Here is a 19,612-nt window from a genome sequence, read left to right on the forward strand (position 1 = left end):
TTAGCTGCCCGGAACATAGATCTGGTCAAAGATACCGCCGTCATTAAAGTGCTTGGCCTGGGTATCGCGCCATGTACCAAATACATCGTCCAATGTGAACAGCTCAAGCTGCGGGAATTGATCCTTAAACTTTTCCTTCACGCTGTCCAGGGTTGGACGGTAATAGTTCTCGGCAGCAATGGTTTGCCCTTCTTCGCTGTACAAATATTTCAGATAGGCGTCAGCCACTTCGCGGCTGCCCTTTTTGTCTGCATTTTTATCTACAATCGCTACAGGTGGTTCAGCCAAAATACTGACCGAAGGCACCACAATATCGAATTTGTCTGGACCCAGCTCTTTAACTGACAAGAAAGCCTCATTCTCCCATGCAAGCAGTACATCACCGATACCGCGCTCTACAAACGTAGTCGTCGCTCCACGTGCTCCAGAGTCAAGGACAGGCGCATGTTTGAACAGTTCTGCAACAAATGCTTTGGCCTTCTCTTCATCATTGTTGTTATGTTTGAGCGCATATCCCCAAGCAGCCAGATAGTTCCAACGCGCTCCGCCGGACGTTTTCGGATTTGGGGTAATGACTTGGGTATCTCCCTTGATGAGATCATCCCAGTCCTTAATGCCTTTCGGATTGCCTTTGCGTACCAAAAACACGATCGTTGACGTATACGGGGAGCTGTTGTGCTCGTATTTGTCCTGCCACCCCGCATTGATCAGACCTTTATCTTCAATAGCATCGATATCGTATCCCAATGCCAGCGTAACCACATCCGCGTCCAGCCCATCAATAACAGAACGACTTTGTTTACCTGAACCGCCATGAGACTGCTTAACCGTTACTTCCTGACCTTTCTCTTTCAGCCAATACGCCGCAAATGCCTTGTTATATTGCTCATAGAGTTCACGTGTCGGATCATAGGATACATTCAGCAGCTCGATCGCTTTTGCCCCTTCTTTGCCACCTTCCGTTCCCCCCGATGTTGCTGCCGCATTCGAGCCACCGCTATCCGATCCGCATGCCGCCAGTACCCCTGTTAACACCAATGCCAGACCAACCAGAATACCCTTATGAATTCTCTTTTTCATAGATAACACTCCCCCCGAATGGATCTGCAAGATTACCTCAACAGGCTGAACAGCATGGAACGCACCGAAAAAAAAACAAAAAACGGAGGAACCCCCGCGCACTTCTCCCTCATAAAGTCATGCCGGCCCAAAGGCCGTGTATGCTTCATCCAGAAATGATGCGCTGCGGTGTTCCTCCGTCTATACGGTGAGAACGTTATTCTGTTCACGTTACGATCGCTCATGTGACTGTAAATGACTGCTTCCGCAAATAGAGCATAGTCATTTTTATTATTCCTACCTGTTTAGTGAGTTATATACGTATCATAAGGGCAGTACATATGACTGTCAAACGTTTTTTTCCGATTTCTACCGAATATCTGTGTAAATGGCAGAAAAAGAAGAACAACGGACCAAAGTCCGTTGTTCCCTTGTCAGCATTAAGTTTAATTCGCTGTAACATCATCTCTGGGGTTGGCATGAGTTCCATGCCCTTTCGCTCTTATTTGCCAGCGTACCGGATATTCGGTACGGGAGGTGTGCTCATGCCATCTCCCAAATAAAAGCCAGTATGTGGCGGTTGGTTATAGGCTACATTTTGCCAAGCTACGCCAAGACGGTATACCGGATCATGCATCAGGGTGTAGATCCGTTTGTCCGTAACGGCTGTTGTCGTATAGATACGCAGCGCAGAGCTATCATTGGTCCGCCATACCACTTCTTCTCTCCAGTCTCCGAACAGGTCAGCCTGCAGATTCGGTGTGGACTTCGTTCCATTATTAGAAGAAACACCGGATGCGGTCAACAGATTAACCGTTTTGCTATTGGCGTAGTCCCATTTATCAATCCGGTTGCTGTCCAGCAATTCGCGGAGCAGATCACCATCCCACCAGATACCAAAATTCGTGGAGGAAGGCAGGGTTGTCCCAATTTTCTGTCCTTTGGCTGTATACAAACCACCATCTGCCCATACTTCGGCACCCTTATAACGTGGATCGATATCGGCTGCCATGCCGCGTCCAATATCTTTTGTCGTAGGTATGCCCCAGATCAACTGACCTGTACGCGCATCACGGAATTCCACTCCGGCATTGGACGCTGTCTCATGCACCTGGAATACTTCAAGTCCTGCACGATCCGGGTCCAGATCACTAAGATGCATGGCATCCCCATGATGAAGTCCTGTCGTGTAGAGTCCTTTACCGTTATCATCCACCGCCATCGCGCCATATACGATCTCATCTTTGCCATCGCTATCCACGTCCGCCACGCTCAGATTATGATTACCTTGTCCAGCATATCCGGAATTGCCTGATGTATTGGAATCAAAAGTCCATTGTTTTGTCAATTGCCCATCCCGCCAGTTGTACGCCACCAGCACGGTCCGGGTGTAGTATCCACGCGCCATGACCAGACTGGGCCGCTCTCCATCCAAATATGCAATCGCAGCAAGGAATCGATCGACCCGGTTGCCATAGTTGTCTCCCCAATCGGACACATTACTGCGCGCCGGTTCGTAGTTCACCGTGGAAAGTGCTTTGCCGGTCTGTCCATTGAAGATCGTAAGGAACTCCGGTCCTGACAGAACGTATCCACTTGAATTACGATAATCCTTGCTGGCATCCCCGATGACTACTCCCGTACCATCCTTCGTACCATCAGCCGTTTTCATCGCTACTTCGGCCTTGCCGTCTCCGTCCAGATCGTACACCATGAACTGGGTGTAATGAGCACCGGCACGGATATTTTTACCCAGACTGATTCGCCATAGGCGTGTTCCATTCAATTTGTAGGCGTCGATAAATACTTCACCCGTGTAGCCGCTTTGGGAATTATCCTTAGAGTTGGACGGGTCCCACTTCACGATCAATTCATACTCGCCGTCCCCGTCTACATCTCCTGCACTCGCGTCATTGGCACTGTACGTATAGGCTACACCATCCGGTGTTGTGCCTCCTGCGGGTACACTGAGAGGTACAGACAAATAATTATTGCCCCATACGCTCGCTGCCGCCGAAGCAGCCTGTTCGGTTCCGCTCACTACGGCTCGAACCGTATATTTGGAACTACTTGTCCCGCTTGCATCCTGGAGGTTGGTGCTGTTCGTTATGGGCGATGTGTTTATCTTGGTTCCATCCCGATAGACATTAAACGATACATTCGACCCTTCCGTACCCAGAAGCCGCCAACTGACAAACACACCTGTGCCTGTCTTCACTGCAACTACACCTCGGTCCAGAAACTCCATCTGACGGGCACCAGCAGCATGAGTGACTGGTATGTTTCCAAGACCGAGCGAAGTAACCAGTAACGCAGAACTCAGCAGGGATACCCCTGCGGTCCGCAATGTACGCTTCCATAACGATCGTTTTCCCATAAAGCCATTGCCTCCCCAATCGAATTGGTAAGCCCGATGCCCTTGGTAGCGCCATCTCACATCCATGTAAGCGCTTTAATATATTCATTTTAAATTAAACATATAATTCCATCTATAGGTCTAACTTAGTAATTTTATGTATGAAAAAAAGGGAAAAAGCCGAAAGATGAATCTTTCGACTTGGATGCTTCTTTCTCACACGCTCGATCGGAATTTGAACGTAACAAAGAATGTTGTGTCATCCCACCTTATACTACCGGAGCAATACACACTGGGCGGGGTATCTCCAGCTTGAATCCGTTGTGTGTTAGACGTCCATCTTCACCATTGATCTGAAAAGCAACCAGGTTGTTGCTGTCCTGATTGGCTACCAGCAGAATACCGCCTGGCAGCAGGTTGAAGTTACGCGGAGTCTGACCAATAGTGGAAGTCCACTCTATTGCCTCCAGTTCACCGGATTCCTGGTCAATGTGATACAGCACAATGCTGTCGTCTCCACGGTTGGAAGCGTAGAGGAAACGACCACACGGGGACACACGGATGTCCGCTGCCGTACCTTCTCCAGAATGTCCTTCAGGCAGTGTGGTGATATGCTGCAACGTAGTAAACTCACCTCTTCGCTGATCATACATGAATGCTGTAACGGTGTTACTCAATTCATTAATCACATAGGCCCATTTCGAGCTTGGGTGGAAGACGAGATGTCTCGGTCCAGAGCCTGGAGGCTGATTCATCTCACGATGCGTTACCAGGCGACCTTCTTCCTGACGATACACAATAATCTGATCCAGACCCAGATCACAGACAACGGCATACTGACCCGAAGGGTCTGGTTGAATGGAGTGGGCGTGCGGCCCTTCTTGACGGTCATCATTCTGCCCTCTTCCTGTATGCTCAATCAGCGCACTCATCTCTTCCAGCGTGCCTTGATCTCCTACCGGGAATACGTTCACACTACCACTGCTGTAGTTCGAAGTCAGCACCCACTTGCCGTCCTCCGTGACAGATACATAACAAGGCGAAGCGCCCTTCGTTAACTTTCGATCCATCAAGTGCAGCTCACCCGTTGCGGCATCCCTGCGATAGACCAGTACCTCTCCCTCATCTGTCTCACTTACCACGTACAGACCATTCCCATCCGGAGATAAAGCCAGATAGGATGGACTATCCACCCCATCCATATGATTTACAATCCGCAACTCGCCTGTATCCTTGTTTAACGCACATAGAAAAATCCCCGGCTGTTCTGCTGATGCATAAGTACCTGTATAGAAAAAAGCTTCATTCGTTGCTGTCGGTTCCATCGTCTCATTCTCTCCTTATTGATTCAAATGATTAACCTTACACTCTAATTACATGCAATTATAAGAAGTTGTAACCCGAATAGTTGATTCCACTGTTATGTACTTACCCAAATCACAGACCTTTGCTTCAGTGGTTATCTTTCCTCACCATAATACAAAGCATAAGGCCTTACAATAGTCCAAACATATTGAACGTAATCCAGAGGAATTTCATGTTGAGAAACATGGAAAATTACAGCAACCTTTTGAGGAATAGGGTCGTCTATAGGGACAAATAACTTTTATACAAAGGGATATTCCCTAGAAAAGTGAGGCGAATCTGATATGAAAAAAAATATATTGGCTACATTAACAGCCGGAGCTTTACTTACCCTTTCTCTGAGCGCTGGTCCGATTCACGCCGCTCAAGCGGAATTCACTGATATTCAAGGTATTGTGGGGGCAGACAAGATTGAATCCCTACATCAGGATGGTTTAATCAAAGGCGTGAGTGATAGCTTGTTCAAACCGGAACAGGAACTAAACACAGCTCAGGGTATCCAGCTCATTGCAGATGGCCTCCATCTGAATTTGGACACGATTCGTTTTATCAAACAACCCCTGCCAAGTGACTACTTCTCCAACGTAAAAGATGGCGTATGGTACAGTGATGCTTTTGTCCGTGCCCAATTCAATGGCATTAAGATGTCCAACGATATCGATCCTTCCAAGGCGTTGACCCGTGAACAGTATACCCTTTTCTTGATGCAGGGCATTGAAGCCAAAGGCGGCCTGCCGATGATTAACATCAAACCTGTAGACATCACGGATGAAAAAGAGCTGACTCCAGAATTTCAAGGTGCTGTTCAACGTTCCCTTGTCTTGAAGATTAATACACTCGATGCAGAAGGCAACTTCAATCCGAAGGAAACGATTACCCGCGCCGAAGCTGCGGTTATGATGTATAACGCAATTGAGTATCTGGAAGATTTCAATGCACCGAAAATCCCGGAAACACCAGAGAAATAATGCCCTTCTTCATCATTTAAATACCAAATAGCCGCATGTTCCCTCTAAAGGGGACATGCGGCTATTTACGTTATATATATTACTCTCTATAGCGATAACTGATCCAAAATCAGTCTTAGAAAGAACCTTTAACAACAACTTCGGACAACGGGAAACGACCTGCCGGACGAGCTGGTACTGCAGCTTTACCTACAGTGATCAACAACGTTGGTAAATAACGCGCAGGGATGTTGAATGTTTCGATCAATTGTTGCGGGTTGTAACCACCCATTGGGCAAGTATCATATCCCAGGGAACGTGCAGCAAGCATAATGTTCTGTGAAGCAAACGATGCATTGCGGATCGCTTCATCGCGAGCGATTTGCGGATTTTGGTAAGCACCGTTGATCTGTCCAACCAATGCGTCACGAACTTCAGCCGGGATCGCACCTGCTTCAACAGCCTGATCATAAATCACGGCGTTGCGGTTTGCTTCCAAATCTCCGAGTACAGCGATCGTAACGGAGCTGTCTGTGATTTGACTTTGGCCGTAAGCGATTGGCAGCAACTTGGCTTTGTCTGCTTCGGATTCGATCACGAGGAATTTCCAGTGTTGCAGGTTCCATGAAGACGGTGCTTCGGAAGCGGCAGTCAGGATAGCGTTCAGATCTGCTTCAGGCATAACAAAACCACTTTCGTACTTTTTGACAGCGTGACGTTCGTTAATCACGCGAAGTGTTTCATTGTTTTCAATGCTGGACATGCGTTCCACTCCCCAAGTTTTTTTTTATTTTTTTTACGTTCGCAAGGCCAAACTCTACCGAGTACTCACCTTCCGAAAATAACATCAGCGCAGACGATCGCTTCCATCTGTGTTCACGTTATGCCCGGAATCGCCTGAAACATCAACGGATCTTACAACCGGAGCAAACGCCCTTATATAGCTTGTCCACCATGCCTGATAGCAGCAGTCCAAGGCCAGGTCATGAAGAGCTGTTAACGATCAGTTCTGTCACGACCTATCCTTCATGGCCAAGGGTTCCATAGACAAAGAACATTCTTCCCCATTACCGATACGATGCTTCACATCCTCAATGGATATACGGTCAAAATAAGCGCTTAATGCTTCTTCGCCTCCATCGTAGATACTTCCCATCACATCCTGCATATTGGAAGAAACAACGCACGTTGAACCGGATTCTCCCGAACACCAGCTGGGACCAAGTGATCCACCTGCTACCAGTCTGTACAGTTCTCCAAGCTTGATTTCTTCACTCGGACGGCTGAGCAGATATCCACCGTGGGCACCTTCCTTGGTGGTCAGGTATCCATGCTTCCGCAGCACACTAAGCACCTTGCGTACTCTGGCTGGATGCGTACCAACACTTTGAGACAAGTCTTCACTATTGGCCATACACTCATCCTTCATGGACAGAAAGACCAGACAGTGCACAGCAATGGTAAATTCACTGTTCATTACTTACTCCCTTCCCGGCATATCGTTCACCGCTGAAAATTCAATCCAAGGTAAGTATAACTGTTATTATAGGAATAACAGTTATGTTTGTCAACATTCTCAACTTAGGGGTTAGAAAACCTGATTCCCCCTGTCATACCAGTATATACAGGCCATTCATAGGTTTAGTAAAAAGTTTGAATTCCTCCGTGTTTTGAGGGAACAGAACAAAAAAAGTGAGCCAATCGCTTCGCGAAAGGCTCCAATAAGATAGACATATGAAAGGGCTTACGAGATTATTATAATCGGTTATTCCTATTTTGAAAACGCTTTTTTTGTAAAGTGTTTTGGGATTTTAAAATATCCTATTTTTTAAGTATATCTACAAAGGGTATTGCAAAAACTAATGACATTAGTTATATTACTAACAACATTAGTTTTAAGGAGGATTCAATGATGCGAATTACATGTGAGCATGATGTTGTCCAAGTTTCATTCCTTCCACGCCTCTTCCCTGTGAACGTATATCTTGTTGAAGAAAAAGAGGGGTTTACCCTTATTGATGCCGGAATGCCATTCAGTCTCAAGGGGATTTTAGCTACTGCACAATCCTTGGGCAAACCGATTATCAGAATTATTCTGACTCACGCCCATGGCGACCATGTTGGTGCACTGGATGGTCTTAAGGAGGCGCTGCCTGAAGCCGAGGTCTGCATCTCAAGAAGAGATGCCCCACTGCTGGCCGGAGACGCCTCCCTGCTTCCCGGCGAGCCACAGACTCCGGTACGTGGCAGTGTTCCCAAAGCGATCCGCACCCGGCCGGATCGCTTGCTCGATGATGGCGACCGGATCGGATCCCTGGTCGCCATTGCTACTCCAGGCCATACGCCGGGCCATATGGCCTTCATGGATACGCGCAGTCGCGTGCTCATCGCTGGCGACGCGTATCAGCTGCACGGCGGCCTCGCCGTATCCGGCCGCCTGCGCCCGCTCTTTCCGTTCCCCGCGCTGGCGACGTGGAACCGTGAACTTGCTCTTGCCAGCGCCAAGCGCCTGGCTGAGCTGGAGCCGTCCGTGCTCGCTGTAGGGCACGGACGAATGCTGCGTCAGCCCGCCGCGGCCATGCGCGCAGCTACAGCAGACGCAGAGCAGCGGCTGCGCCCTGCCGGGGGGCAGCTGTGAGCCCCCGCCAAGGGCTGGATCGCGGCGCTCTGTTAAGCGCCGCCACCCAGCTTGCCGACAGCGACGGATTCCATTCGCTAACACTGGCCGCTCTGGCCCAGCGGCTGGATGTGCGCTCCCCGTCGCTTTACAACCACATCAACGGTCTTCCCGGGCTTCGCCAGGAAATGGCGTTGATGTCCGCACAGCAGCTCAGGCTTGCATTAACTGAGGCTTCTGTCGGCCGTTCGGGTGACGAAGCCATTCAGGAGGTCGCTGCCGCATATATAGGCTTCGTCCGCAAGCATCCAGGGCTATACGAAGCCTTCTTCCACGCCCCGGACCGTCAGGAAGCGCAGCTCGTTGTGGAAAGTACGGCTGCCCTAGATCTGCTGCTCCGCCTGTTGCAGCCCTATACGCTAAGTGAAGCGGAAACGCTCCATGCCGTTCGCGGTTTACGCAGTCTTTGCCACGGCTTCGCCTCCATGGGTGAAAAAGGTGGCTTCGGTATGAACTTTGACCCGGATGAGAGCCTGCAACTGTCCGTGGCCGCTTTCCTGAATGGGCTGCAACATCTTCATTCATAAAACCTGATATATCTTGATGGAAAATGGAGGAGGGCTGCAGATGATCTGCAGCCCTCCTTATGTATCCTACCGTCCCGCTACCAAAGGAACGGCTTTTCTATTGCCAGGGTGCTTGCCCTGTCTGGACTTCCTGCAAAATCTTCTTCATCACGGGTACATATACTTTCCAGTAAAACCGATCCGGGACGCCCTTTTGATCTGGTGTGAGCCTTGTTTTTACCACATCCCACCCTTTAATACGGCGCCAGAACGAATAATGCTCAAGCTCTCCGAAGGACCCTGCCATATAATATGTCCGATTATAGCCCTCATACCGGATAAGAGCAGCGAATTCCGCCGGAATACCTGCGTCCATCAGTTTCAGCTGACCACTCTCCGTTAGATCCGTCTTATACCAGGCCAGTACAGTAGTCTGTTGTTCAGGCACAATGATGTCAAACCATTCGCTGTAATAGATATCCCGGGTAATTCCACTCCATTTCCCACCTTCCTGTGTAAAGGAGAGCTTTATGTCACCGGTCTTTACATCACGGCCTTGCTTCAGTACAATCACACGTCCATCCTCATGAATCAGTACAATACCTGCTCCATGATAGGGCCACTCTTTTTTCTCCCTAAGCTCATAGTTCATTCGTACCTTCTGTGGCACTTCATCCAAGCTCTGCAGATCCGATACCGATCTCCCCTGCCATCCGCTACTTTTCATGCCCAGAATCGGATACAATTGCTCTCTTGTCATGTTTGAAACAGCATTCGATAAGGCGCTAAACTCTGCGACAATCGTTACGCCTTTGGTTGCGGCTTCGCGAATTTTGTGCGCATCATATATCGTAAGACCTTCATAGGCTTTGCCTTGTATACGTTCATTCGTATCTGTTGATGAAATATGATGATTCGCCGTCAGATAGATCAGGTCTGTGTCTGTCACCTCATCCGGCAATTTCCGCTCAATCCGGGAGATCCCGTTCTGTATTTCATATCCGTAGTAGTCTTCTTCATACGTATAATGTTCCCCTGTCTGTTGGACAATCTTCTGCTGATTCAGAATCCAGACCAGTCCCTTATGCCCCACATAGGACAAGTCCGGTTTACTTTTGTCGACAATCATGATGTTAAGCGGTATCGGTGCCTGTGATTGCCACAAAATCCAGGGGATAACCAGGACCACTGATACCACGGTCAGACAAGCCAAAGTCCATACCGTGAGTGGCCTGTGACTTCTATTCATGAAGCGTATTCCTCCTTGCTCTGTTCCAAGGTATTACTATGATCGGAATATTACCCCTTTCCCTTATTACTGTCGTTCCTTCTGTAGCCCATCCACCCATAGATCGGATCGGGAATGTATATAATACGTCCACGCCCTTTCATCTGTTTCATATGTTTGTGCAGTCGCATGACAAGCTCTATATGACCCACTTGGTTATCTGTCTTGTAATCGCCGATTTTTATACCCTAAATGTTCGTTCATTTCCTGAATTCTCCTTATTCGAATAAACCGCCTCACAGTGGGTACAATAATACAAATTTTTCAAATGAACCCTGCATATACAATCCGGGTAAATGATACACTAAGCATTCTATCGGCTTTCTTCGTTTGTGATATAATAGAAACAGAAAATTCCGGTAATTCGCATCATGTTCCGGATGTCCGGATAACATATTATTCCAGAAAGAGGGAGTTTTACGTGGCTCAAATCAGTCCGTCTTACCTTCAGATCGGTGCAACTCTGGGTATGCTCGTCATGGCCCTGCTTGCCATTTTTATTCGAATGAAAGCCAGCCACCGTCCGGTAACCATTCGCAAAATACTTATTCCCCCACTGGGAATGAGCACGGGTTTTCTCATGTTTGTTGTACCCCAGACACATGTCCCGCTTCTATGGGCACTTATCGCACTGTTGGTGGGCTGGTTTATATTCTCTTACCCCCTCATACGCAGTACTCGCTTTGAACGAGTTAATGAAGAAATTTTCGCCACACGTTCACGAAGCTTCGCGTTCATTCTGCTTGGATTGCTGGCAATACGTCTAATCCTGCATGAAGTCATTCAGCGTTATGTGAGCATTCCTCAAACGGGTGGATTGTTCTTCCTTCTGGCCTTCGGTATGATCGTACGCTGGCGGGTATATATGTACAAGCACTATAAGGAAGTTGTTGCTGCCGAATCTTAGCATCATCGCAACTTCCTAACAACTAAAAAGACACGTTCTGTGCACTTGACCGTGCGGAACGTGTCTTTTCCTGTTCTGGCATATGTTCAAGGGATTCTATATCTATTCAGGGTCCGCAACCTTTACAAGCTGTTTGCCCAGGTTATCTCCAGAGAAGAGGCCCATAAATGCTTCCGGTGTCTGGTCAAAACCTTCCACTATGTTTTCTTCAAACTGTAAGTGGCCTTCCTTGATCCATTTTGCTAGTTTGGCACGGCCTTCCTTAAAGGACTTGGCATAATCACCCACCAGGAAACCTTTCATCAACGCTGTATTCGTTAATAGTAACGTCTGCGGGCGCATGCCGATATCCGGCTTCTCCAGATTATATGACGAAATCTGTCCACAGAGTGGAATACGTGCATTCCGATTAATATGGCTTAGTACCGCATCGGAGATTTCACCGCCAACATTGTCGAAATAAACGTCTACGCCAGCCGGGCAAGCCCGTTCAATGGCAGAAGACATATCCTCTTCGTACTTATAGTTCAACACCACATCGAATCCCAGTTTTTCTTTCAGGTAAGCACATTTCTCGTCAGAACCTGCAATCCCGACTACACGCGCACCTACAATCTTGGCGATCTGGCCCGCAATCATACCTACCGCTCCGGCTGCTCCCGATACGACCACCGTTTCGCCGTCCTTCGGCTTACCGATATCTTCCATGCCAAAATAAGCGGTCAAACCGGTCATGCCCAGCGCACCCAGGTAAGCCGTAATTGGAGCTTCTTCTGTATCAATCAAGGAAATATCTCCCGTATTTACGGCTGCATACTGCTGCCAGCCCCACATGCCGGATACCAAATCCCCTTTGCGCAGATTGGGTTCCGAAGACTCCACCACCTGCCCAATCGTTCCGCCCTTGATCACTTCATTCAACGCATAGGGGGGAGCATAGGATTTTGTATCTTTCATGCGGCCCCGCATGTATGGATCTACAGACAAATATAGCGTACGTACCAGGACTTGTCCTGCTTCCGGTTCAGGAAGGGGTGCATCAATGAATTTAAAGTCTTCTCTGGATGGGGCACCTTCGGGACGAGACGCAAGTACGATCTGTTTATTTTCAGACACCAAAATGACCTCCTTCTTGCCAGTGGACAGGGGTTAACCCTCTGTCAGCTGATATCATTCACCACCGGCTCTATGTGTATCGCCTCTAAATAGTTTAAACCGAAACAGGCGGATCACAAACGTGGGCCGCCTTGAAATATGCAAATATCATCACATTGGAGACATTGAGCGTAATTATTGAGCAGTCAGAATGACAGGACCATCTGCTGTAATGGCAATCGTATGCTCATATTGGGCAGACAGACTTCCATCCTGCGTACGTGCTGTCCAACCATCCGAGTCCAGCTTGCTACGGTACGTACCAATGTTCAGCATCGGCTCAATCGTAATAACCATGCCTTCCTTGAGACGTGGACCACGGTGTGGTGGGCCATAGTGAGGCACCTGTGGTTCCTCATGCATTTTCTCGCCGATCCCATGACCGATAAATTCACGGACAACCGATAGACCTTCACCTTCTGCATACGTCTGAATCGCATTGGAGATATCACCGATCCGGTTGCCGATCACAGCCAGTTCAATCCCTTTGTAGAGAGATGTTTTGGTAACGTCCAATAGATGTTGTGCTTCTGGAGTCACCTGACCCACCGCATACGACCACGCCGAATCGGCTAACCAGCCGTTTAGATTCACGACCATATCAATCGTAACGATGTCTCCATCCTGCAGTACATATTTTCCCGGGAATCCATGACAGATCACATCATTAACCGACGCACATGTCGCATATTGGTATCCGTTGTATCCCTTTTGTTCCGGCGTAGCGCCATTTTTCTTCATAAAAGCTTCTGCAAACTGATCAATTTCCTGTGTCGTGATCCCTGGACGGATCATTCTGGCGATTTCTCTATGGCATGCGGCAAGAATTTCTCCGGCCTTCTTCATAAGTTCTATTTGTTCTTTGGTCTTCAACGTAATCATTACAACTACTCCTGTCCGTTAAAATCTCATCCTGTCTTCTATTGTAACGCGAAATGCTCAAAATAAAAAATTCCGTGTAATCCTCAACATTCTATTATACGCCTATCCCCTGTCCAATGAATATAATCCCCCTTAAAAAATCCGAAACCCACTCCAACAGAGCCCCGTATATGCTTAAAACGGTTGAAGACGAAAGGATGAACTTTCATGTTCAAAAAGATTATCGGCAAACTCCTCGATTCTAAATCTTCATCTCATCGTAGGCGTAACAGCTCATCGGATAGACGCTCATATAAACGTCACAGCAGTTCCTCAGGCAAGCGTGCCTATCAACGCTATTCATCTTCGGATGCGAAGCGTCGGGATAGCCGCCACGGCTCCGGTTATTATAAAAGCAGGAAATACAGCTCCAGCTAGACTGGCGCTAAATCATGATATATGTATAGAAAGGGGTGTTCTGCCAACCGTCCTCACGGTTAGTAAAACACCCCTTTTTTCTTTATCGCAATTTCATCAGCACAAGGTCAATATCCGCCTGTAATTCCAGCGCTCCACCTTCATAGCCTGGACGAAGTCCAAGCAGTCGTTCCAGCATATCGTGAACTTCCGGCGTAAGCTTGAGTTCTTCCTGCCAGCTAGCCGGTTTGCGGCCCTTATCTGGCTCGTAAGCGGAATACAGCATGAACAAAAGAAAATGACCGAGATCCTGCAAATCCTGATCCGGCGCAGCCAGTTCATCTTCAGGCTCGGGCAACTCACGCATCCGGCGTTTTAGCTCAGGCAACAACGGCTCCCCCATGCGCCGCGCCAGGCCAAAATCAATCAAATGCACCTGCCCGTCACGTAAAATGACATTTGGAATACGGACATCCCCATGAATATATCCCTGCTCATGAACATGCACAATGGGAGCCAGTAGTTGCTTTACCAGCTCCAGACAATCCTGTTCCGTATATTTGCGACCTTGCTCGAATATGCACTGTTCCAGTGTCTCCCCAAGGATATACTCGGTGACAATGTAACTGCGCGCCCGGTATGTGAACACATCCAGCAACTTAGGGATGGCCGGATGATCCATCCGATTCATCACATCCGCCTCCCTGTCCAGCAACCGTACAGCGAGTCTACCCTTGCTGGGTTTGGATTCTTTTAACGCTACATCCTTGCCAGTCTGTTCATCGTTACACAGGTATGTCAGTCCATAACTTCCCATACCAAGCAAGTCATATATCGTATAACGCCCGGCGATCTTCGTACCTTTCCTCCGGGGACGATCAGTCCATAGGCCGAGTAGTCTTTGCCAGCTTCGTCGCAGCTCCACAGGTCCTCCCACGCCAGCCATCTGATCTCCTGTTTTCCGTTTAAGCAGAGCAGGTCAGCAGCCAGTCTTGTTGTTGTATGGGCTCATTATACCAAGCTACCTGTGTAAAATCACGACGAGCATGGACCGGGTTCTCAGGCTTCTTTGTGCTTTTTGGGCAGCAGCCCGAACAACATTCGAAGCGATGTTCCTTTGGGTTTGCGTTTTCTTCCCTGGAAGCTGCGCAGATTGGTGACCAGTTCACGGTCTCGCTCCTCTTCCAGCTTCTCATTCATCCATAGGCGTTGCTTCTCCATCTGCTCCTGGAGAGCAAGATGGGTATCCGCCAGATGTTGCAGCGTTAACTCCAGTTCGTCCACCCGATGCTGCAGCAGCTGGACCTGATCATCCTGCTGTCCGACAGCACCGTAAGTCACTTCACTCACCAGTTGTCCCAGACCTTCATAAGATCTCAATGCTCCAGTTAGTTCAGGTTCCTCAGGAAATATTGCAGGCATCACTGTTGCCGCACATTCCGCCACTGAGGCCTCCTCCATTACCATCACAGGCACGTCTGGAGTCAGTACGGTCACCACAGCATCTGCAAGTGGCAGGTTATGTTCCCTAAGTTCTGTCATCAGGCGTTCTATGCACTCGATATCGTCCGACTTGAACAATCTGGATTTGTTGGCGGAACGCTCGAATCGATACCCTTGTTCCTCAAGCGCTGCCGCATATTTACGAAGAGTACTGGCACCAATGCCCAGGCTCTTGGCCGTTTCCGTCGTTGCTCCTGCTTCTTCAATCATTATTATTCCCTCCCGGAATGAAGTCTTTTTGAATATAAGGTAGTGGCTTCAGCGTTCCCTTTTGGAACTGTCATCGGATCGGGTCAACCTGTCTCATAGATCAAGTACGCATATTTCATTTGCTTGTCCGTATGTATTCGTCAGTCTCTTTGCAGATCCCTTTGACGCTTTTCTTCTGTTTCTGCGGATTCATAAGAACTTTTGTCAGTTGCCTCATTCGTAAAAATAACCCTTCATCCGACAATGAGCATGAATGCTGTCATGTCGAAATTCGTTGGTGCAAACGCCGTCACTTTTTATGAGGATGAATTATTCATGTCAATTTTGTTAACTCCGTCACTCCAATACGCTCCCGCGACAGAGGAAATCATTGCTGCACAGCTTTTCCATGTGTTATCTTATGTAACGTAGAAGCAGCTATTAGCATAAAATAAAGGACTATACTTAACATATGTATTATTACGAACGGATAAATCAAATGTAAATGGGGGCTGAACAGCAGTGTTAGGCAAATCAGGTAAAGTAGCGGTGATCGGGGCGGGACTTGTCGGTTCAAGTTGTGCATATTCCATGATTAATCAATCGATATGCAGAGAAATTATGATGGTTGACCGGACGTATGACCGTGCGGTTGCACAGGCGCTGGATTTTTCCCATTGCATGGACTTCACACATAACCGCACGAAGGTATACGCTGGCACTTATGCAGATTGCGGCAGCATGGACGTCATAGTCCTGACTGCCGGAGCGAATCCGAAGCCAGGGCAGACTCGTCTGGATATTCTGGAGGAAGCGGAGTCCATTGCCAAAGATATCGTTGTTCCTATCATGAATAGCGGATTCCGGGGGATTTTTGTCGTCGCGGCCAATCCGGTTGACATAGTAACTTATATGGTATGGAAGCTGTCCGGTCTTCCGCGTGAACGAGTCATCGGTACAGGTACGTCTATTGATTCCTCCCGGCTCAAAACGCTGTTGTCAGAGGTCTTCTCCATCGATCCACGCAGCGTGCATGGATATGCTCTCGGGGAGCATGGGGAATCCCAGTTCGTGGCATGGTCCCATGTCACTATCGGAGGCAAACCGATTATGCACATTATGGAACAGCACAAGGAACGCTTCAAACATCTGGACCTGGAAGATATCGCCCGCAAAACGAAAGACGCCGGTTGGGAAATTTTCACTCGTAAAGGTTCTACGCAATTCGGAATCGGTAACGCACTCGCACATATTACCCGTTCGATTCTCAACGATGAACACAAGATCATTGCTGTCTCCGCAATCCTTGATGGAGAGTACGGACAGAGCAACGTCTGTGCAGGTGTTCCGGCCATTATTGGCGGGGATGGGATTCAGGAGATTATCGAATTGAATTTGGATGCATCTGAACGTGAGAAATTCGAGCGTTCATGCGAAGTTTTGTCAGGTAACATCAATCGTCTTACCCTGGTTTGACCAGTTCAGCCATTTAAGGATGGTCCATAACAAAATAAACAGAAACACAAAAACGCCAATAACCTCCTGATACAGAAGCGTCATTGGCGTTTTTGTGTTGTTTGTTTTTATCCACCTTGGAAGTACGAGTCTTCAGCTTGGTGCAAGCTGCGGTTCATCTGCTGGCCCCCATTGCTGCAACACCCGCTTTAATTCACTCAGCATGATTGGTTTGCTAATGAAGTCACGCATCCCAATTTCCAAACAAGCTTCCTTGTCTTCACGTTTGGCATTTCCAGTTACCGCTATAATAGCTGGAATACGCTCCTGCGGAATTAATCGGTGTACAAGGTCTGTCGCTTTGAGACCATCCATAACAGGCATCTGAAGATCCATCAGGACAATATCATAGGCATTTTGCGAAATGGCTTCAATCGCTTCAACGCCATTGGTGCATACATCTGCTTGGTATCCAAGCTTCTCCAGATACTCCGATAAAATCTTTCGGTTTACCGGGTGATCCTCGGCAACAAGAATACGTATTGCTACCTTATCCCCCTGGCGTGTCCGATCATGGCTGAATTGACGTGCAGATTGCTCTGCCTCTGCAGTCGCATCTACACTTGTGGCAGGCACAGCGAACCGGAAGGTTGATCCCTTTCCATCTTCACTCTCCACACTGATACTGCCCCCCATAATCTCCACAATTCGCTTCGAGATGACTAATCCAAGACCTGTCCCGCCATATTTGCGGTTAATCACAGGATGCAGTTGAGAGAACGACTGGAACAATTGATCCAGCTTATCTTCTGGAATACCGATCCCCGTATCCTTCACCGCAAAGTCCAGCACACTCGCTTCCGGTCGATTGCCACGAATAATATCTACCGTGACATCAATGCCCCCCTGATCCGTAAACTTCAAGGCATTGCTCACCAGATTGACGAGGATTTGTCGAATACGCATCGCATCCCCCACCATAAACTCAGGAATATCGGGATTGAGCCGATATCGGATCTTCAACTGCTTCTCTTCTGCTCTAGGGGAGAAAAGCTCCGCGACCTGTTCCAACATAAGGCGCAGCGAGAACGGTTCGTAGGCCAGAGCCATTTTACCGGATTCCAATTTACTGAAATCAAGGATGTCATTCAGAATATTTAACAGTGCATCACCGCTCTCACGGATGATTTCGGCGTATTCTCGCTGTTCCTCCGACAAATCCGTGCTGATTAGCAATTCAGTCATCCCCACGATTCCATTCATTGGTGTACGAATTTCATGACTGACCATGGACAGGAATTCCGACTTGGCCTGTGCCGCGAGTTCAGCGGTTTCCTTGGCGCGCACAATTTCGCGATCACCCGTCACATCATTGAACACGATAACGGCGCCACGAATCTGACCCTCATCGATAATTGGCGTAACCTGGTATTCCACCAGAAAGCTGGTTCCGTCTTTGCGCCAGAACACATCCTCCTTCACAGTGCGACGCTGCCCGTCCATCACCGTCATATGAATAGGGCATTCATTTTTTGGAAAATAACTGCCGTCTGCACGTGAATGATGAATGATAGGATGCGAGCTTTTGCCGACAAACTCTTCCGCTTCGTAGCCGAACATGGAAGCAGCAGCCGGATTCATAAACCTGGTGATGCCATCTGCGTCCAGTCCATAGATGCCCTCCGTAACCGAGTTAAGAATCAGGGCATGCTGTTTGCTAAGCTCCTGGATCTGCTCTGTATAATCCTTACGCTCCGTAATATCAGACAAGATCCCATATACACCCACGAGTTCCTGGTCCACAATGATGGGAACATTAATGATAGATACATCAACCTTCCGGCCACTGGAATTCACGATCCGCGTTTCATAATGTTGGGGTTTCCCCTGCTTCACCAGTTCGAAGTATGCCTGCCCGCCGTGCACTTCACATTTATCCAAATGCGAAAGAAAGGACTGCCCGATCAATTTGATTCGAGGTACATCCAGCATTTTAACCAGATTGCGGTTCACTGCCGTATATTTGCCTTCGAGATTCAGCGAGTATACCGCTGCAGGATTATGTTCGAAGAGAGATTTGTAACGTTGACGACTCTCTCTAAGACGTCTTTCTGCATTTTTATGCTGGGTGATATCCCGGCTGACGCTGACAATCTGAGTATTCTTGCCCTCTTCTCCAGCCACCGGCTTCGCCAGCGTTTCCATCCAGATGTAGTGCCCCTTCTTATGAAGCACTCGCATCTTGCACCCATTCCCACTCGACGACATTTCCAGAAGTTCAGGGTAATCTTCAGGATAACAGTAATCCTTCAGGAACTTTCCCGTCACTTCTTCCGGACGATAGCCCAGCAACGAATAGACGGAAGGAGAGACATAAAGCAGCTTGCCGTCCATTGAACTTGTGGTGATTAGATCCTGGGCATGGTCCGCCAACATCTGATATTTCTCCTGCGTTTCATGCAATTTACGTTCCACTTCTACGATCTCGGTTACATCCCTGGCAATACCGTATATCCCCACAATCTCTTCTTTCTCCGTTATGGGCACATAGGTAATCTTGGCCTGTTTCAGGGAACCGTCTCTATGATAAAACGTGATCGACTTACTGACTGAATGTCCAGCCAGTACCTCACGAATGTATTCTTTACGTGACTCCTCGCTTTCGGGAGGGCAAATCCTATCTCGATTTAAGCTACGGAGCTCTTCAAATGTATACCCTGAAATCCTCTCAATCGAGGGATTGGCATCAATATAATTTCCATGGATGTCCATCACATATATGGCATCTGGGTGATTAAAAAACAATGATTGGTAAGAACTTCCCTCAGAAATAATGCGCTTCAGGGTTTCCGTTTTATTAATATCCAAGGCTTACCCCTCTTTTCTCAGCCTATATCTTCATCTAACAACCAAAAAATATAATTTTC

The 19,612-nt window shown here is 48.1% G+C and carries 16 protein-coding genes and 1 pseudogene; 6 read left to right on the plus strand and 11 right to left on the minus strand.

The window, feature by feature from the left end; all coding sequences use genetic code 11:
* The 3 genes from gpAD87_RS30080 to gpAD87_RS30090 all read right to left on the minus strand — a co-directional run bounded on the left by gpAD87_RS30080 (position 1) and on the right by gpAD87_RS30090 (position 4,740).
* Positions 1–1,080: a sulfate ABC transporter substrate-binding protein gene (locus gpAD87_RS30080; RefSeq protein WP_064642598.1), complete on the minus strand. Its 1,080-nt coding sequence runs from the start codon at positions 1,078–1,080 to the stop codon at positions 1–3.
* Between the two features lie 481 nt (positions 1,081–1,561).
* Positions 1,562–3,436: a rhamnogalacturonan lyase gene (locus tag gpAD87_RS30085; RefSeq protein ID WP_064642600.1), complete on the minus strand. Its 1,875-nt coding sequence runs from the start codon at positions 3,434–3,436 to the stop codon at positions 1,562–1,564.
* A 248-nt stretch (positions 3,437–3,684) separates the two neighbouring features.
* Positions 3,685–4,740, minus strand: coding sequence for a lactonase family protein (locus tag gpAD87_RS30090; protein WP_064642602.1), 1,056 nt, complete (start codon positions 4,738–4,740; stop codon positions 3,685–3,687).
* Positions 4,741–5,064: 324 nt separating this feature from the next.
* Between gpAD87_RS30090 and gpAD87_RS30095 the strand changes: the two genes are divergently transcribed.
* Positions 5,065–5,748 carry an S-layer homology domain-containing protein gene (locus tag gpAD87_RS30095; RefSeq protein WP_063566194.1) on the plus strand — a complete coding sequence of 228 codons (684 nt, stop codon included), beginning with the start codon at positions 5,065–5,067 and terminating at the stop codon, positions 5,746–5,748.
* A 115-nt stretch (positions 5,749–5,863) separates the two neighbouring features.
* On the opposite strand, the gene gpAD87_RS30100 is transcribed toward gpAD87_RS30095, so the two are convergent.
* Complete coding sequence (locus gpAD87_RS30100) at positions 5,864–6,490, minus strand: nitroreductase family protein (protein WP_063566195.1); 627 nt, start codon at positions 6,488–6,490, stop codon at positions 5,864–5,866.
* A 249-nt stretch (positions 6,491–6,739) separates the two neighbouring features.
* Positions 6,740–7,204, minus strand: a complete 465-nt coding sequence (locus gpAD87_RS30105; RefSeq protein WP_063566196.1) for an Rrf2 family transcriptional regulator — start codon at positions 7,202–7,204, stop codon at positions 6,740–6,742.
* A gap of 435 nt (positions 7,205–7,639) precedes the next feature.
* Between gpAD87_RS30105 and gpAD87_RS30110 the strand changes: the two genes are divergently transcribed.
* The 3 genes and pseudogenes from gpAD87_RS30110 to gpAD87_RS30115 all read left to right on the plus strand — a co-directional run bounded on the left by gpAD87_RS30110 (position 7,640) and on the right by gpAD87_RS30115 (position 8,931).
* Positions 7,640–8,365, plus strand: a complete 726-nt coding sequence (locus tag gpAD87_RS30110; protein ID WP_442950752.1) for an MBL fold metallo-hydrolase — start codon at positions 7,640–7,642, stop codon at positions 8,363–8,365.
* Positions 8,362–8,490: pseudogene (locus gpAD87_RS32755) on the plus strand (TetR family transcriptional regulator); the annotation flags it as partial. The gene gpAD87_RS30110 and the pseudogene gpAD87_RS32755, both read left to right, overlap by 4 nt.
* Before the next feature lie 51 nt (positions 8,491–8,541).
* Positions 8,542–8,931: a TetR-like C-terminal domain-containing protein gene (locus gpAD87_RS30115; RefSeq protein WP_231952965.1), complete on the plus strand. Its 390-nt coding sequence runs from the start codon at positions 8,542–8,544 to the stop codon at positions 8,929–8,931.
* Between the two features lie 97 nt (positions 8,932–9,028).
* Here gpAD87_RS30115 and gpAD87_RS30120 read toward each other — a convergent pair whose 3' ends face one another.
* A complete protein-coding gene (locus gpAD87_RS30120; RefSeq protein WP_064642608.1) occupies positions 9,029–10,159 on the minus strand; it encodes a hypothetical protein in 1,131 nt (376 codons plus the stop codon).
* 460 nt (positions 10,160–10,619) lie between these two features.
* On the opposite strand from gpAD87_RS30120, the gene gpAD87_RS30125 reads away from it, so the two are divergent.
* Positions 10,620–11,105 (plus strand): CcdC family protein, encoded by a 486-nt coding sequence (locus gpAD87_RS30125; RefSeq protein WP_176854693.1) that lies wholly within the window; start codon positions 10,620–10,622, stop codon positions 11,103–11,105.
* Positions 11,106–11,207: 102 nt separating this feature from the next.
* On the opposite strand, the gene gpAD87_RS30130 is transcribed toward gpAD87_RS30125, so the two are convergent.
* From gpAD87_RS30130 to gpAD87_RS30145, 4 genes are all read right to left on the minus strand, one after another.
* Positions 11,208–12,221 carry an NADP-dependent oxidoreductase gene (locus tag gpAD87_RS30130; protein ID WP_064642610.1) on the minus strand — a complete coding sequence of 338 codons (1,014 nt, stop codon included), beginning with the start codon at positions 12,219–12,221 and terminating at the stop codon, positions 11,208–11,210.
* Between the two features lie 174 nt (positions 12,222–12,395).
* Positions 12,396–13,142 carry a type I methionyl aminopeptidase gene (gene map / locus gpAD87_RS30135; RefSeq protein WP_064642612.1) on the minus strand — a complete coding sequence of 249 codons (747 nt, stop codon included), beginning with the start codon at positions 13,140–13,142 and terminating at the stop codon, positions 12,396–12,398.
* Positions 13,143–13,641: 499 nt separating this feature from the next.
* Positions 13,642–14,484 carry a serine/threonine protein kinase gene (locus gpAD87_RS30140; protein WP_064642614.1) on the minus strand — a complete coding sequence of 281 codons (843 nt, stop codon included), beginning with the start codon at positions 14,482–14,484 and terminating at the stop codon, positions 13,642–13,644.
* A gap of 113 nt (positions 14,485–14,597) precedes the next feature.
* Entirely contained in the window at positions 14,598–15,251 is a 654-nt protein-coding gene (locus gpAD87_RS30145; RefSeq protein ID WP_082935405.1) for a hypothetical protein, read from the minus strand.
* A 501-nt stretch (positions 15,252–15,752) separates the two neighbouring features.
* Here gpAD87_RS30145 and gpAD87_RS30150 point away from each other — a divergent pair.
* Positions 15,753–16,706 carry an L-lactate dehydrogenase gene (locus tag gpAD87_RS30150; protein ID WP_064642616.1) on the plus strand — a complete coding sequence of 318 codons (954 nt, stop codon included), beginning with the start codon at positions 15,753–15,755 and terminating at the stop codon, positions 16,704–16,706.
* 132 nt (positions 16,707–16,838) lie between these two features.
* Here the strand turns inward: gpAD87_RS30150 and gpAD87_RS30155 are convergent, their stop codons facing one another.
* Positions 16,839–19,553 carry a PAS domain-containing hybrid sensor histidine kinase/response regulator gene (locus gpAD87_RS30155; protein ID WP_064642618.1) on the minus strand — a complete coding sequence of 905 codons (2,715 nt, stop codon included), beginning with the start codon at positions 19,551–19,553 and terminating at the stop codon, positions 16,839–16,841.
* Positions 19,554–19,612 lie beyond the last annotated feature (59 nt).

Origin of the sequence: Paenibacillus sp. AD87, from assembly GCF_001659845.1 — a bacterium.
Lineage (GTDB): Bacteria > Bacillota > Bacilli > Paenibacillales > Paenibacillaceae > Paenibacillus > Paenibacillus marchantiae.

Bases quoted from the DNA above. Each gene is read 5' to 3' on its own strand.
- gpAD87_RS30080 (WP_064642598.1), bottom strand. From the start codon at position 1,080: ATGAAAAAGAGAATTCATAAGGGTATTCTGGTTGGTCTGGCATTGGTG.
- gpAD87_RS30085 (WP_064642600.1), bottom strand. From the start codon at position 3,436: ATGGGAAAACGATCGTTATGGAAGCGTACATTGCGGACCGCAGGGGTA.
- gpAD87_RS30090 (WP_064642602.1), bottom strand. From the start codon at position 4,740: ATGGAACCGACAGCAACGAATGAAGCTTTTTTCTATACAGGTACTTAT.
- gpAD87_RS30095 (WP_063566194.1), top strand. From the start codon at position 5,065: ATGAAAAAAAATATATTGGCTACATTAACAGCCGGAGCTTTACTTACC.
- gpAD87_RS30100 (WP_063566195.1), bottom strand. From the start codon at position 6,490: ATGTCCAGCATTGAAAACAATGAAACACTTCGCGTGATTAACGAACGT.
- gpAD87_RS30105 (WP_063566196.1), bottom strand. From the start codon at position 7,204: ATGAACAGTGAATTTACCATTGCTGTGCACTGTCTGGTCTTTCTGTCC.
- gpAD87_RS30110 (WP_442950752.1), top strand. From the start codon at position 7,640: ATGCGAATTACATGTGAGCATGATGTTGTCCAAGTTTCATTCCTTCCA.
- gpAD87_RS30115 (WP_231952965.1), top strand. From the start codon at position 8,542: ATGTCCGCACAGCAGCTCAGGCTTGCATTAACTGAGGCTTCTGTCGGC.
- gpAD87_RS30120 (WP_064642608.1), bottom strand. From the start codon at position 10,159: ATGAATAGAAGTCACAGGCCACTCACGGTATGGACTTTGGCTTGTCTG.
- map (WP_064642612.1), bottom strand. From the start codon at position 13,142: ATGATTACGTTGAAGACCAAAGAACAAATAGAACTTATGAAGAAGGCC.
- gpAD87_RS30140 (WP_064642614.1), bottom strand. From the start codon at position 14,484: ATGGCTGGCGTGGGAGGACCTGTGGAGCTGCGACGAAGCTGGCAAAGA.
- gpAD87_RS30145 (WP_082935405.1), bottom strand. From the start codon at position 15,251: ATGATTGAAGAAGCAGGAGCAACGACGGAAACGGCCAAGAGCCTGGGC.